This window comes from Vicinamibacterales bacterium (assembly GCA_036504215.1).
Taxonomy (GTDB): Bacteria; Acidobacteriota; Vicinamibacteria; order Vicinamibacterales; family Fen-181; genus FEN-299.
The window spans coordinates 171,754-185,119 of the sequence record DASXVO010000059.1 but is presented as its reverse complement, the minus strand read 5'-3'; the positions used below and the strand labels follow the sequence as shown (position 1 = coordinate 185,119).

Below are 13,366 nucleotides of genomic sequence, written 5' to 3'. Positions count from 1 at the left end.
GGGCCAGCGCGGCTGCAAGGACCGCGAACAGCGAAATCAACGCCGACACGAACTTCGGCTACGCCATCGAACCCGGCACCATCTCGTCCACCGTCGTGACGTCGGTGAGCGGCAGGGTGGGTTCGATGGCAGCGATCTCCATTCGGATGACGGCCGCCAGCCTGGTGGGGTCGTCCACGGCCCTTCGAATCACGAACCACATCCCGGGCACCGGCATTTGCCGATGCGGTGCGGTGATGTCGGGCGGCGACCTGAATTCGCCCTCCGCCCGGCCTGCCATGAGCGAGGGAGTTGGCGAAGTGAGCGACCGAGTCGAATGAGCCTGCCATGAGCGAGGGAGTTGGGTCGCAGGCGACCGAGTCTGGCCTGCCCAGTCGACGCGTGCGGTGAGGGCCCTTCGACTCGAAGACTCGCTCAGGGCGCACACAACCGCCAGGAGGAGGTTCGCTGTTACTCGTTCGCAGCGCGCTTCAGCCGAGTCGGCAGTTCCTCCCGCAGGACGCGTCGAATCGTCTGTTCGAGCGGCTCGCGGCTGGCGCGAATGTGCTCCAGGAGCGCCGCATTGACGAGGGACTGGTAGTTGCCGCCGCCGGCCTGGTGGACCTGCGCCTTGAACCAGTCGAGCACTTCGTTGTCGAGGCGAATCGTGATCCGGGTCTTGCCGGGCGCCGGCTTCAGGACCGAGCCCCGCTTCCCATGACTGAAGTCGTATTCTCGCTTCATGATCTGTCTCCGTACTGGCGGCGTTCTCCCGGCGTCGCCGGACGCGCGGAGATCAACCGGACGCTCTGGCCGCGCCAGGTGTAAACCACCGTCAGAACCCGGCCCATGGCATCCATGCCAACGGTGATGTAGCGAATCTCACCGCCGCTCAGCGTGTCCTGAACCGTGATCGCATGGTCGTCATCGAGCGCGGTCACCGCATCGGCGAAGTCGACGCCGTGCTTCTGCAGATTCAAGGCGGCCTTTCGGCCATCCCACTCGATGGACATCGGTTTGGACATTATATGCACAACTGTGCACCACGTTCAACGGTGCGTTCCGACGGGCCGCGCTCGGCAGGCTCGTGCTACACGACGCCGAACCTGGTGGCGGCACAGAACCCCGCCACGCTGCTCAAGGTGGTGTGGTGCGGACGCCTACCTGTTGCTGCCGGGAGCAGTCGCGAGGATTTTCTCGAGCAGGACGACGAGAGGCGGCAGATCCTCGGTGACCACCTGCCAGACGATGTCTTCGTCGACACGCAGGTAGTCGAGGACCACCTTGTGGCGCATGCCGACGATTTCCTGCCACGGGATCTCCGGATGCCGCGCGCTGAACTCAGGGGAAACGCGACGTCCCGCCTCGCCAACGACTTGAACCAGATGGGTCAGCGCGAGGCGCACGTTCTCGTCGGCGTCGAAGGCGTCGTGCGAAAGGCCGGACGTCTTGCCAACGGCCTTCCTCGCCGTGTCGAGTATGTCCGACGAAGACGAGATCACGCGGCGACATACAGCGACTCGGCGGTGCTCAGGACGTGCTCCCGAATTCGCGCGTTCAGGAACTTCGGTGTGACCAGGTCGACCCGTCGGCCGTGCAGAAGTGCCGAAAATTCGCGCTCGTTCGTGACGAAACGCAGTCCGGGGACATGGCCGGGCAGGAACTCCACGAGGACATCCACGTCGCTATCGGGTCGGAAGTCGTCCCTCAACACCGATCCGAACAGCGCGAGGCGCGCGATGTGATGCCGTCTGCAGAACGCCGACACCGCCTCCGGATCGATCGGCAGGTTGTGACTCATCGCTCGACCTCTGGGGCCCGTGATAGCTCACGCGCCTGTGGAGTGCGGCTCGGGATGCCCAGGAAGCGCGGTGGTCCAGCCGCAGCTGACCCCGGTCCTCTCGAAACGGTCATCGGCAAGAGCGCTCGCCGCCTGCCCGCTGAGCGGCGAATCGAAAAGCGGCCGCCAAGCCCTCGGCCGTCAGTTGGGGGCAGCGCGCCAGAATGTCAGGCTGCGTTGCGCCGCCGGCCGCCAGTTCCAGCAGGAACTCAACGCTCAGCCGAGTGCCTTTCACGCACGGCTTGCACTCTCGCAGACGATAGCAAGGACGCATTGAGGACGCATTAGAGTGATCGGCCCGCGGGGCGGCAGCAGAAGACCCGTTATCAGACAGGCGCGTACGGACCAGCCCGCGGCATTAGCCAGCCGTGACACAGCACCTGCCCGGCCGGCAGCGCCAGCGACTTCGTGTGGACGGACACGATCAGCGAGTCGACTGCGGATCCTGGGTGGGCGCTGCTGAACTGGACGGGCGCCAGTTTCCGGTCGATCCCCGCTTCCATGTCGGCCTCGCCCTCAGGCGTCGGCGGATTCTCGCTGAACAGCCGCTCGCCGTACTGAGACAGTTCCTCGAACTGGGGGTCTGGCGAGGGAGTTGGCGAAGTGAGCGACCGCGTCGAATGAGCCTGCCATGAGCGAGCAGGATTGCAGGGGAGCGAGTCGAATGGTGGAAGCGGGGATTTGAACCCCGATGAGCTTGCGCCCACTAGCTCCTGAGGCTCGACGAAGAGATAGTCGAACGCAGCCGACCCCGGAATATCGGGGTCGGCTGTCCCGCCTGTCGGTGGTCCGCAGCCAGTCGTGGACGCCTGTTGTGGAACCGCTTGCAATTTCTTGCAAGCGAGCATCGCACGCCTGATCGGCCGTTCCGTCACAGGCCTGTCGTGGTTGGGTACGGCGTAACGAGACCCGACGTCACGAACACCACGCACCGAATTATGATCCCTCGTCTCCGATCCGTGCGGCGCGAGGCAGCCGTTTGTGATCCGGTCCCTTCAAGGCCCGGAGGGCCGTCACCCGAGGGGAATGGAGCGCACTCCGGACACGATTCGTCATGCTCGCTCTGCGGTGACACCGACACGACGAATGACGCCATGCCGTCCGTCTCGTGGACGCCCAGATCCGCGACCGACAGCGCGAGCGCCTCCTCGTTGTCCGCGAGGCGGCGCAGATCCTGGCCGAGGCGATCGAGCCGGCAGACGGCCACGACGTCGAACCCGCGCTGTCGCGCGTCCTTGATCATCGCGTCGAGCGTCGGCCGGGAGTCCTTCGTACCAGAGACGCCCCGATCAACGTAGTCGATCGCCTTCCAGGCCCGGGCTTCAGCGTAACGCCGAAGCCCACGTAACTGGTTCTCGGGCTACTGGTCGAGAGTGCTCACACGCGCATTGATTCCTGCGCGCATCTGTTCCGCCTCTACGCTGGCGAGATGAACTGACCACCGAATCCTGTTTCGAGAGATTGTCTGTGGTCGCGGAATACGTCGGACACAGTGCCCTCCCGTCGGAGGACATCCAGAGGATCGGGGTCGGCCCGGTTGGGCACTTACTTGCCGTCCGTGACGGCCACATCGGCGCTGGATTGCGCCTGGCACCTCGGGTTGTCCGTCCCAGGTTGCGAGCCGCCCGCGAGGGGCTGCTGCTCTGGATGTCTGGGTCAATTATCCCAGGCGCACGAGTATTTGCTCGCGGTTGGCCGAGCCGAAACAAGAAACCCGGCGACGCGCCCGCGTTCGACGTGCGGCATCACTCGCCGGAGCAGCGCCACGCCGCCAGCGTGAGGTTACCGTTCGAGTTTATCGTGCCATCGAATTCTCAACTGCTGCCTGTCGGCTTGGGAAGCCGAAGGGGGTGCATGCGCGCAAGACGGCGAACAACATTTGCGTCTCCAACCGGGGGCGGAATCTTCAACCACCCGCGCTGACCCTGGCTGGACGAGAGAATCCTATCGACATCAATTCGCCCTTCCGACAGGGCGCTATCCGCGCACCAGCGCGAGTGGGATCTCGCCTCGGCGCGCCGCGTACCCACGCGGACGCCACGTACGAGGCACCCTGCTGTCAAAATGAGCACTGGAGTGTTCCGTTCTACGGAACGCGGGAGTACACAACGGGTTCGTATCTCGCGCCGTAGCGGGGATACACGATCTCAACATCCCGCCACCGCGTCTCCCTGACGCTTGCCTCGTCCGGACCACAGTACTCACAGACTATCTGCAACGTCGTTCCGCGCCATTGCAGGCCGATTTCGCAGCCTCGATGAACCGCAAACACGCGTCCAAGGTACCGACTGTGCAGAGACCCGACCGTGCGAATGTTCACGAACGTCTGTGTTGACGTCATCGCTCCCCCATCTGCAGTGGACCACGTCGCAACGTAGCTACCGTCGGGGGAAACTACCTCTCTCCGACTCTTCAGCTCGACACAGGCCACGACGGCCGTTACCAAAAGGAGCGGAAGGAGCATCGTGCGGTGGAGCAGTTTCATTTTGCACTGCATCCTTTCGAGTAGTAGTCAATGCCGCGCTGGATTTGGCCCCAGTCCTCTGGACTGTCCCAGAAGTAATGAGGCGACTGTGTGAACACCCTTGTCCAGTCGCTCATCAGAGCCACCATTCCAGCTGCGGCATGCAAGGTAGCAGCGGAGAAGCCCATGGCAGCCCCCGTCGCTCCGAAGTTGTGGTTTCCGGCTGCTTCGTAGGTACCTGTCGGAGTCTTACATTGGTTCTTGTAGTCCGAACTGCTGTGTGGGGCGACGGCCACCAACCAACTGGCGAAGTTCGACAGCCGCTGCCCCGGCAGAATGGCGATTGAACTCACTCGAATGTTGCGATCCAAGCTCGTTCCGGCGGGATAGGGTGGCTTTGCACACGGGTCTTCCTTCTTCTTCTGTTGTCCATCGTCGCCGCGGTCGTCGCCACCTCCCGACTCGCCGGGGTCATCCGTATCACCGCCATCTGTGGTATTGCTTGAAGGCCGCCCGGCACGCGCGAAGGCGTGGACCCCGGCAGCGCCCGCCCGCCCGACAGCAGAGCCTATGCCCAGGGCTAGGGCGACAGCCCAAGCGTTGTGATCACCTGAATCGTCTGAGCCGTTCAAGCCCGACATGTGGGTGTAGCCGAGAAGACCACTGGCGATGGTGTGAGTGTGATAGGCCGGCAGTGGACTCTGTCTGACCGGATCTTCGTTTGTCAGACCCGTGGGATCGGTGAACACCAACGGACTGTTCCCGACGTACGTATATCGATTCCACCCCTGCGGGTTCCCCATCGCCCCCGCGGCCAGCGGGTCCGGCCGGTTGAATCGCCCGGTGCGCAGTTGCAGCGACCGCGCGTTGAAGTAGTCCATGCCCGCTTCGCCGTCGCGCTCCCTTGGCCCGCCGAAGCCGACGGGTCAACACGGTCAAGATGGAGGCGAAGGCGGCTGTCCCGTGAACCGTTGCCTGGGCAGTCCGCCGGACTGGTTGAACGTCTCGCCGAACGGCAGGTAGTCCGAGCGGCCTTTCACGTTCCCCTGCGCATCGAAGACGAGGCGCACCGAGCCGAATGGCGTTGCCATTCGCCCTTCGAGGCTCGGCTTCGCTCACCGCACCGCGAGAGCTCGCCGAAGTGCGGGCTTCGACTCGCGCCTGCACTCGTCACGCTCGCTCACCCTGAGCCCTGAGGGCATCCCGACGGCACCGTCATGGGGCATCGCAAGGCTCAGGGTCACGGAGAAGGTCTCGGCGAGTTCGGTGGTGAGATTGATCAGGATCGGGACCGGGATCGTCGCCGACGCGCTGTTGGGCGGAATCGTCAGCGTGCCTGCCGTCGCCGTGTAATCCTGGCCGGCCAGCGCCGTCTCGTTGGCCGTCGCATAGGTCACCGCCCGGCCCCCAACTGCCGGTACTTCCTCAGCAGCTCGTACAGCACCACGCCGCCTGCGGTCGCCACGTTCAGCGACTGCTTCAGGCCCAGCGTCGGAATTCGCACGTGCGTGTCGCAGCGGTCGAGCAGGGCCGGCTGCACGCCGTCCACCTCATGGCCGAAGACGACGCAGACGGGAAAGGCGGGCTGCCAGTCGAACAGATCGACGGCGTGAAGGCTGGTTTCGATCGCGGCAAGCTGGACGCCTCGTTCGCGGAGATCCTCGAGCGCCGCGGCCGGGTCGGCACAGGCCTCCCACGCGACCGACTGCTCCGCGCCGAGCGCGGTCTTGCCGATCTGCGCGTTCGGCGGCGTCGCGGTGATGCCGGCGAGCAACAGCTTCTGCACCCGCACCGCGTCGCACGTGCGGAAGAACGACCCGACGTTGTAGAGACTGCGAACGTTGTCGAGCAGCACGACCACGGGCAGCCGGTCGATGCCGTCATACGCGGATGCGAGGCGGGTCGCCTGGTAGACGGACATATAGAAGATAAAGGATGAAGGATGAAGGATGAAGAACAAAAGCTGAAGGATGAAGGATGAAAAATGAACGGATGAAGCGGAAGGCGGGAGGTGGCCAGCCCTCGGTGGATCTCGGGATCGCACCGAACACTGGCCACCGGCAATCCAGGACCTACTTCAGTCCCCTCGCCTTGAGCAACGGCTCGACACTCGGCTCACGGCCGCGGAACTTCTTGTAGGCCGTCATCGCCTCCTCGGTGCCGCCCTGCTCGAGGAGCATCCGGAACGCCCTGGCCGTCTTCTGGTCGAACAGGTTGCCGGCCTCCTTGAACGCCTGGAACGCGTCCTTGTCCAGCACCTCGCTCCAGATGTAGGCGTAGTACCCGGCCGAATAGCCGCCCGAGAAGATGTGGCTGTAGTACGGGCTGCGGTAGCGCGGCGGGATCTCCGGCAGGTTCTTGATCTTCTCCATCGACGCCTTCTCGAACGCTGTCGCGTCCGGCTCCTGCGTCGTCGTCAGCGTGTGCCAGTCCATGTCGAGCATCGACGCCGCGAGGTACTCCACGGTGATGAAGCCCTGGTTGAACTGCGCCGACTTCTCGATCTTCTCGACGAGCGCCAGCGGGATGACCTCGCCCGTCTTGTAGTGTTTCGCGTACATCTTCAGCACCTCGGGCTCGAGGCACCAGTTCTCCATGATCTGCGACGGCACCTCGACGAAGTCGCGCGGGAACCGCGAGATCGACGAGTACGGCACCTTGCCCAGGAACGACGCGAGCGCGTGGCCGAACTCGTGGAAGAGCGTGTTCACTTCCTCGAGCGTCAGCAGCGCGGGCTCGTCGCCGGACGGCCGCGAGAAGTTGCAGACGTTGGTGACGATCGGGCGCACGACCTTGCCGCTTCGCACGTAGCCGCCGCGCATGCCGCCAGTCCACGCGCCGACGCGCTTGCCGGGCCGCGGATGATAGTCGGTGTAGAACACGGCCAGCAGCGAGCCGTCCGCATCCTTCACTTCGTACGTCTTCACCTCGGGGTTGTAGACCGGGAGGTCCGTTCGCGGCGTGAAGGTGATGCCATAGAGCTTGTTCGCCACGGCGAACGCGCCCTGCACGACGTTGTCGAGCTTGAAGTAGGGCCGCAGCGCCTGCTCGTCGAGGTCGAAGCGCGCCTTCCGCACCTTCTCGGTGTAGTAGCGCCAGTCGCCCGCCTCGAGCTTGAACTTGCCGCCTTCCTTGTCGATGGCCCCCTGCAGGTCGGCCGCTTCCTTGAGCGCCACGGCGCGCGCCGGCGTCCAGAGCTGGTTCAGCAGGCCGTACACGCCGGCCGGCGTCTTCGCCATGTTCTCTTCGAGGACGTAGTCCGCGAACGTCTTGTAGCCCATCAACTGCGCCCGCTCGGCGCGCAGCGTCGCGAGCCGCGTGAGCGTCTTCTTGTTGTCCCACTGGTCGTTGTGGTCGCAACGCGTGGTGTAGGCCTCGATGATCTGCCGCCGCAGCTCGCGGTTGTCGGCATACTGCAGGAACGGCCAGATGCTCGGCGCCTGGAGCGTATAGACCCACTTGCCGGCCATGCCGGCGGCCTTGGCCGCGTCGGCTCCCGAGGCCACGACCGACGGCGGCAGGCCCTTCAGGTCTTCCTGCTTGTCGATCACGAGCCGGTAGGCGTTCGTGTCGCGGAGCAGGTTGTCGCCGAACTTCACGCTCAGCATCGACAGCTCACCGTTGATCTTCTTGAGCTGCTCCTTCTTGGCCGGGTCGAGGTTGGCTCCGCTTCGGACGTAGCCCTTGAAGGTGTCCTCCACCAGCTTCTTCTGGATGGGCGTCAGCTTCAGGCTCGCCCGCTGGTCGTAGATCGCCTTCACGCGCTCGAACAGCTTCGGGTTGAGGCGCGTCTCGTCACGGAGCGCCGACAGAATCGGCGTCACCTCGCGGTTCACCGCCTGGAGCTGCGGGTTGGTCTCGGCTCCCTGCAGCGCGCCGAAGACTCCCTGCACCTTCGAGAGCAGCTCGCCGGCGTTCTCGAGCGCCTCGATGGTGTTCACGAAGGTCGGAGGCTGCGGGTTGTCGACGATGACCGCAAGCTCCTTGCGGCTCTGCGCCACGGCTGCCTTGAACGCCGGCAGGAAGTGCTCCGGCTTGATCTCCTGGAACGGCGGCACCTGGAACGGCGTCTTCCATTCCTCGAGCAACGGGTTGTCGGCCGGCACGGCCGCCTGGGCCGGCGCTGGCGCTGGCGCCGCCGCCTGCGCCCACACGGGCGCGACGAACGCCATCAGCACGATCAGGAACAATGCAATCCGTCTCGACATATCACTCGCCTTTCGGCTGGAACGAAATAGGAAGTGGACCGGGCTTGGATGGGGCGCCCTTCAGGAGCCCATTGCAACTGGCGAATCTACCACGACCGAAGCCACGGTGGCCACAGAGGGGCGGGTTCGGTCAGTCCGCGTAGGCCCGCTTCGCGAGGACGGTTCCCTTCTTCACGGGCAGATCGACCTCGATCTCGTGGCGCCCCCGCTTTCCCGGCGCGGGCGCCTCGACAAACAGCACGTAGTGACCGGACAGGGCCGCCGCGAGGCGGTCGAGGGCCTGCGTCGAGAACAGGTGGGTCCGCGCGAAGAACCCGCCGGTGTCCTCTGCCGTCATCTCGAGGCCCGCTTCGAGCGTGTGGCGGTCGGCATCGGTGACGTCGAGACAGAAGACCGACGCCCGCGCGGCCTGGAGCGCGCGCCGCGCCTCGCCGTACGAGCGGTCGAAGAACAGCGTATTCCCGGTGAGGCGTCCGAATCCGTACCCGACCAGCACCACAGACTTGGACCCCGGCAGCGGCTCGAGCGCCCGCCCGAGCAGTGCCAGCGCATCCTCCATCGAATACGCCCGGTGCGCGCGGACGACGTCGAGCGTCGCCATCAACGAGGGCGGCAGCACGGGTTCGATCGGCGGAGGATTCTCGAACAGGATCCCGTGGGCGAACACGTCGCGGACCCTGTCGATTCGGTTCGTGAAGTCGAGCCAGATCTTCAGGTGCGAGTCGAACGACAGGACGGCCACCCGGTCGCGAGGTCCCAGAGAGTCGAGGAACGTGCGCGTCTCGATCAGCATCCTCATCAGGCCGACGATTCGCGACGCTTCGAGATCCTTCTGGAACAGGAACACGATGAGGCGGCCGCGCACGGGATCGACGGCGCTGGCCCCGGGCGCCGGGGCGACCGATTCGGCGGCTCGGGTCTGCTCGCCCACCCATTCGGCCGACTCGATTCTGGCCGGCCTCCCGTCGATGCGCACGCGGAAGTCCGACGCCACCAGGCCGTGCACCACCCGACCCGCATCGTCTACCACGCGAGCGTCGATGAGCACCCGTGCCACATCGACACGCTCGGCGTGCCGCGGCGGCTGCTGGTCGTGGACCGAGAGTGAACCAGGCCCGACCGCACCGGCAAGCAGGAACACGAGCGCCAGGCCGACGGCGATCATCGTCGAAGCATAGACCGGTCCTGCCGCTCCGACAACCAGGGGAGCCACGCTCGCGCGGAGGGCGAGAACCTTCGGTCGGCTCTCGTCCTGCCTGCGCCCGCCGCCATCTCACGGCGGACTTCGGCGCAACCTCGCAGGAGCGCGACGCGTGGAGCCGCGCAGGCGCGTCCGGCCTCAGGAAGCCGCAACCGGTCGTCTACCCGCGAGCAACTTCGAGAGTGTGCCAAGGAGGACGTCGGGCGAGCATGGTTTTGGAAGAACCGCGTCGAACACGGCTGTGTCGTTGCCAGGGAGTCCGGTGCGCGCCGTGTAGCCGATGATGGGTACGTGTTCCAGCCCTACGGTCGCCTTGATCGCCAGGGAGGCCGCGATGCCGTCCATCTGCGGCAGGAAGATGTCCATGATGACGATGTCGGGGTGGTCGGCCTGGGCGAGCCGCACGGCGTCGAACCCGGTCGAGGCCAGGATGGTCCCGTAGCCTTCGAGCCTGAGCGTCAGCTCCAACAGCTCCAACGTGTCCGGGTAGTCGTCCACGATCAAGACGGTATGGGCCATGGCGTTCAGACCCGCACGAAGGGGCGTTCGACCAACACCGACAACAGGGTTTCGGCCGCTCCTGTCGGGCTGGCGGTCGGTCCAGCGCCCGTGGCAAGTCGCCGCCGCCGAGGGGCGATTCCGATGCGGGCCGACTCCGAAAGGTCCATCCTTGCGTAAGCAAAAGCGGCACCAGCCGGGAATGGCCCGTGATCGCCCGGCGGCCCTCGTAATTGGCACTGTAGTGCATGAGGTTCTGACGCGGCATGCGACCGAAGTGTAGGCCGACAAGACAGCGGCTTGACGCCGGACCGGCCCGACGATACTGTGTGCCGTCAGCATCGGTGTCGGCCGGTGCGGCTCCCTCCCCCTGGCTTCCGGAAGTACACTCGCGGCTCGGAGTTCCCGTTCAAGGAGCGTTCTATGAGGAAGGCACGTGCGGCGGTTCGGACTCTCGGTCTGGTGTCCGCCATCATCCTGGCTCTCACGCTGTGCGCCAACGACATCGCGGCGCAGACCCTTTCACCTGAGATTCTGAAGGCGTTCAGCTTCCGGGCCATCGGGCCGACCAGGCAGAGCGGCCGATTCGTGGACGGGGCGGTCCCGGCGCTCGAGCCGTGGACGATCTACATGGCCACCGGCTCAGGCGGCTTGTGGAAGTCGGTGAACAACGGCGTGAGCTGGGCGTCGATCTTCGACAACCAGCCCGTCATCTCCATTGGTGACGTCGCGGTCGCCGCGTCGAACCCCAGCATCGTCTGGGTGGGCACGGGCGAGGCCAACTCCTCTCGGAGCACCTACTGGGGCGACGGCATGTACAAGTCCACCGATGCCGGCAAGACGTGGACCAACATGGGCCTCAAGGACACGCACCACATCGGACGGATTGTCATTCATCCGAAGAACCCGGACATCGTCTACGTGGCGGCGCTGGGCCACCTCTACAGCGAGAACGCCGAACGCGGCGTGTTCAAGACCATCGACGGGGGCAAGACCTGGACGAAGTCACTCGACGTGAAGATCGGCGACCGGGCGATTGGCGCGGTTGACATCGTGATGGACTCGAAGAAACCCGAGACGCTCTACGCCGCGACCTACGACAAGGAACGCAAGCCGTGGACGTTCAATCTCGCGGGGCCAGGCAGCGCCATCTACAAGACGATCGATGCCGGCAAGACCTGGACGAAGCTCACCGGCGGCCTCCCGGGCGGCATGGTTGGCCGCATCGGCCTCGACATCTACGCGAAGAACCCGCTCATCCTCTACGCGAACATCGAGAACGCCAACAAGCCCGGCATGTCGGACGCCGACCGGGAGAAAGAGCTTCGCGAGGGCAAGTCGAGCGACGGGATGATCGGCGAGGAAGTATGGCGCACCGACGACGGCGGGAAGACGTGGAAGAAGGTGAGCCCCGACAAGCAGAAGATTGGCGGCGGCCCCGGCTACTACTACATGGACATCCGCGTCGACCCGAACGACGCGAATCACGTCTACGTGCTGAGCGTGGGCGTGCTCGAATCGAAGGACGGCGGCAAGACCTGGAACCCGGCGTTCCGCTTCGGCGGCGACAATCACGCGATGTGGATCGACCCTGCGAACTCCCTCCACATGATCCTGGGCTACGACCATGGCATGGGGATCACCTACGACGGCGGCAAGAACTGGTATCACCCGGACGAATTGCCGCTCGCGCAACTCTACGCGGTCGGCTACGACAACCAGGTGCCGTACAACGTCTACGGCGGCCTCCAGGACAACGGGTCGGTGCGGGGACCCAGCAGCAAGCGCGGCGGCCGGCCGATCGCGTTCGAGGACTGGCAGACCGTCGGCGGCGGTGACGGACAATTCAACGTCGTTGACACGGTCACGAACCGCTACCTCTACAACGAGTCGCAGTTCGGCTCGATTTCCCGGTTGGACCTCTACACCGGCGAGACCAAGAACATCCGCCACCGCGACGACACGCTCCGCTACAACTGGACGGCGCCGATTCTCGTCTCGCCGCACGACCCGACCGTCATCTACCACGCGGCGAACAAGGTGCTGAAGTCGGTGGCGCGCGGGGATTCATGGGAGGTCATCAGCCCCGACCTGACGACGAACGACAAGGCGAAGCTGACGACGGGTAAGGGCGGCGACGGGAACATCCAGTTCTGCACGATCAGCGCATTCGACGAGTCGCCGATCGTGAAGGACCTGCTCTGGGCGGGCACCGACGACGGCAACGTGTGGGTGTCGAAGGACGGTGGGAAGAACTGGACGAAACTCAACGACAACATCAAGGGCAATCCCGGCCTCTGGGTGAGCCGCATCGAGCCGTCGCACCACTTCCCGGGCACGGCCTATCTGAGCTACACCGGATACCGCAACGACGACTTCCGGCCGTTCCTCTACAAGACGACCGACTTCGGCCAGACGTGGACGTCGATCGCCGGCAATCTGCCGAACAAGCCGATCAACGTCGTCCGCGAGGATGCTACGAACCCGAATCTGCTGTTCGTGGGAGCGGAGTTCGGATTGTACGTGTCGATTGACGGCGGCAAGACGTGGAACGACTTCCACGGCAACATGCCGACGCAGCCGGTATGGGACCTGCAGATCCACCCGCGCGACGGCGAACTGATCGTGGCGACGCACGGCCGCGGAGTGTTCATCACGGACATCTCTCCGCTCGAGGAGATGAACGACAAGGTGGCCGCGCAGGATCTCCATGTGTTCGACATCAAGCCCGCGGTGAAGTGGGTGACGCGCAACGAGCACGTGTCGGCGACCATCAACTTCAATGCGCCCAGCAATCCGGCCGGCGTCCTGATCAACTACTACCAGAAGGCGGCGGCAACGGGTGACATCACCGTGCAGGTCATGAAGGGTGCACGCGTCGTGGCGGAGAACAAGAAGGCGCCGAACGCGGCAGGCGTGAACAGGCTCGTGTGGAACGCACGGGTGACACCGGTCACGATCGCGGGACAGCCTGCGCAGACCGGGCGCCCCGGAGGCGGCTTCCGTCGCGAGCAGGCCGAGCCGACGATTCCGACGTTCGGCGGCACGGTTGCGGCCGATCCGGGCGAGTACACGATCGTCGTGACCGTCGGCGGAAAGACCGTGAGCAAGACCGCGGTAATCCTCGACGACGTCTGGTTCGACAAGGGGTTCTAGCCGATGAGGAGGGAAGGCGG

General features: G+C 65.0%; 15 protein-coding genes and 1 pseudogene. 2 read left to right on the top strand and 14 right to left on the bottom strand.

Going from position 1 to position 13,366, the window contains the following annotated elements:
• Positions 1-58 precede the first annotated feature (58 nt).
• The 6 genes from VGK32_17820 to VGK32_17795 form a co-directional block, all read right to left on the bottom strand.
• A complete protein-coding gene (locus tag VGK32_17820; GenBank protein HEY3383626.1) occupies positions 59-193 on the bottom strand; it encodes a hypothetical protein in 135 nt (44 codons plus the stop codon).
• Between the two features lie 257 nt (positions 194-450).
• Entirely contained in the window at positions 451-723 is a 273-nt protein-coding gene (locus VGK32_17815; GenBank protein ID HEY3383625.1) for a BrnA antitoxin family protein, read from the bottom strand.
• On the bottom strand, positions 720-992 hold the full coding sequence (locus VGK32_17810; protein HEY3383624.1) for a BrnT family toxin: 273 nt from the start codon (positions 990-992) through the stop codon (positions 720-722). Before VGK32_17810 ends, VGK32_17815 begins: the two co-directional genes overlap by 4 nt.
• 147 nt (positions 993-1,139) lie before the next feature.
• Complete coding sequence (locus VGK32_17805) at positions 1,140-1,481, bottom strand: HepT-like ribonuclease domain-containing protein (protein HEY3383623.1); 342 nt, start codon at positions 1,479-1,481, stop codon at positions 1,140-1,142.
• Positions 1,478-1,780, bottom strand: a complete 303-nt coding sequence (locus tag VGK32_17800) for a nucleotidyltransferase family protein (GenBank protein ID HEY3383622.1) — start codon at positions 1,778-1,780, stop codon at positions 1,478-1,480. The genes VGK32_17805 and VGK32_17800 overlap by 4 nt, the downstream gene beginning before the upstream one ends.
• A gap of 365 nt (positions 1,781-2,145) precedes the next feature.
• Positions 2,146-2,322, bottom strand: coding sequence for a hypothetical protein (locus VGK32_17795; GenBank protein HEY3383621.1), 177 nt, complete (start codon positions 2,320-2,322; stop codon positions 2,146-2,148).
• A 605-nt stretch (positions 2,323-2,927) separates the two neighbouring features.
• Between VGK32_17795 and VGK32_17790 the strand changes: the two genes are divergently transcribed.
• Positions 2,928-3,167: a hypothetical protein gene (locus tag VGK32_17790; protein ID HEY3383620.1), complete on the top strand. Its 240-nt coding sequence runs from the start codon at positions 2,928-2,930 to the stop codon at positions 3,165-3,167.
• A gap of 1,133 nt (positions 3,168-4,300) precedes the next feature.
• Here the strand turns inward: VGK32_17790 and VGK32_17785 are convergent.
• The 8 genes and pseudogenes from VGK32_17785 to VGK32_17750 all read right to left on the bottom strand — a co-directional run bounded on the left by VGK32_17785 (position 4,301) and on the right by VGK32_17750 (position 10,211).
• Entirely contained in the window at positions 4,301-4,924 is a 624-nt protein-coding gene (locus VGK32_17785; GenBank protein ID HEY3383619.1) for a polymorphic toxin type 44 domain-containing protein, read from the bottom strand.
• Positions 4,925-5,020: 96 nt separating this feature from the next.
• A pseudogene (locus tag VGK32_17780) lies at positions 5,021-5,191 on the bottom strand (RHS repeat-associated core domain-containing protein).
• Between the two features lie 27 nt (positions 5,192-5,218).
• Entirely contained in the window at positions 5,219-5,374 is a 156-nt protein-coding gene (locus tag VGK32_17775; GenBank protein HEY3383618.1) for a hypothetical protein, read from the bottom strand.
• A 24-nt stretch (positions 5,375-5,398) separates the two neighbouring features.
• Positions 5,399-5,680, bottom strand: coding sequence for a Calx-beta domain-containing protein (locus VGK32_17770; protein ID HEY3383617.1), 282 nt, complete (start codon positions 5,678-5,680; stop codon positions 5,399-5,401).
• Positions 5,677-6,204 carry an RNA methyltransferase gene (locus VGK32_17765; GenBank protein HEY3383616.1) on the bottom strand — a complete coding sequence of 176 codons (528 nt, stop codon included), beginning with the start codon at positions 6,202-6,204 and terminating at the stop codon, positions 5,677-5,679. Before VGK32_17765 ends, VGK32_17770 begins: the two co-directional genes overlap by 4 nt.
• Before the next feature lie 151 nt (positions 6,205-6,355).
• Complete coding sequence (locus VGK32_17760) at positions 6,356-8,491, bottom strand: M3 family metallopeptidase (GenBank protein HEY3383615.1); 2,136 nt, start codon at positions 8,489-8,491, stop codon at positions 6,356-6,358.
• A 130-nt stretch (positions 8,492-8,621) separates the two neighbouring features.
• The gene (locus VGK32_17755) at positions 8,622-9,656 is read right to left on the bottom strand and encodes a hypothetical protein (GenBank protein HEY3383614.1); all 1,035 of its coding nucleotides are present in this window, start codon (positions 9,654-9,656) and stop codon (positions 8,622-8,624) included.
• A 174-nt stretch (positions 9,657-9,830) separates the two neighbouring features.
• The gene (locus VGK32_17750) at positions 9,831-10,211 is read right to left on the bottom strand and encodes a response regulator (protein ID HEY3383613.1); all 381 of its coding nucleotides are present in this window, start codon (positions 10,209-10,211) and stop codon (positions 9,831-9,833) included.
• 402 nt (positions 10,212-10,613) lie between these two features.
• On the opposite strand from VGK32_17750, the gene VGK32_17745 reads away from it, so the two are divergent.
• Positions 10,614-13,346, top strand: a complete 2,733-nt coding sequence (locus VGK32_17745) for a hypothetical protein (GenBank protein ID HEY3383612.1) — start codon at positions 10,614-10,616, stop codon at positions 13,344-13,346.
• Positions 13,347-13,366 lie beyond the last annotated feature (20 nt).

Excerpts from the sequence above, each read along its gene's own strand:
- VGK32_17795 (HEY3383621.1), bottom strand. The coding sequence starts at position 2,322 with ATGGAAGCGGGGATCGACCGGAAACTGGCGCCCGTCCAGTTCAGCAGC.
- VGK32_17755 (HEY3383614.1), bottom strand. The coding sequence starts at position 9,656 with ATGATCGCCGTCGGCCTGGCGCTCGTGTTCCTGCTTGCCGGTGCGGTC.
- VGK32_17760 (HEY3383615.1), bottom strand. The coding sequence starts at position 8,491 with ATGTCGAGACGGATTGCATTGTTCCTGATCGTGCTGATGGCGTTCGTC.
- VGK32_17815 (HEY3383625.1), bottom strand. The coding sequence starts at position 723 with ATGAAGCGAGAATACGACTTCAGTCATGGGAAGCGGGGCTCGGTCCTG.
- VGK32_17745 (HEY3383612.1), top strand. The coding sequence starts at position 10,614 with ATGAGGAAGGCACGTGCGGCGGTTCGGACTCTCGGTCTGGTGTCCGCC.
- VGK32_17775 (HEY3383618.1), bottom strand. The coding sequence starts at position 5,374 with ATGGCAACGCCATTCGGCTCGGTGCGCCTCGTCTTCGATGCGCAGGGG.
- VGK32_17810 (HEY3383624.1), bottom strand. The coding sequence starts at position 992 with ATGTCCATCGAGTGGGATGGCCGAAAGGCCGCCTTGAATCTGCAGAAG.
- VGK32_17765 (HEY3383616.1), bottom strand. The coding sequence starts at position 6,204 with ATGTCCGTCTACCAGGCGACCCGCCTCGCATCCGCGTATGACGGCATC.
- VGK32_17800 (HEY3383622.1), bottom strand. The coding sequence starts at position 1,780 with ATGAGTCACAACCTGCCGATCGATCCGGAGGCGGTGTCGGCGTTCTGC.
- VGK32_17750 (HEY3383613.1), bottom strand. The coding sequence starts at position 10,211 with ATGGCCCATACCGTCTTGATCGTGGACGACTACCCGGACACGTTGGAG.
- VGK32_17785 (HEY3383619.1), bottom strand. The coding sequence starts at position 4,924 with ATGTCGGGCTTGAACGGCTCAGACGATTCAGGTGATCACAACGCTTGG.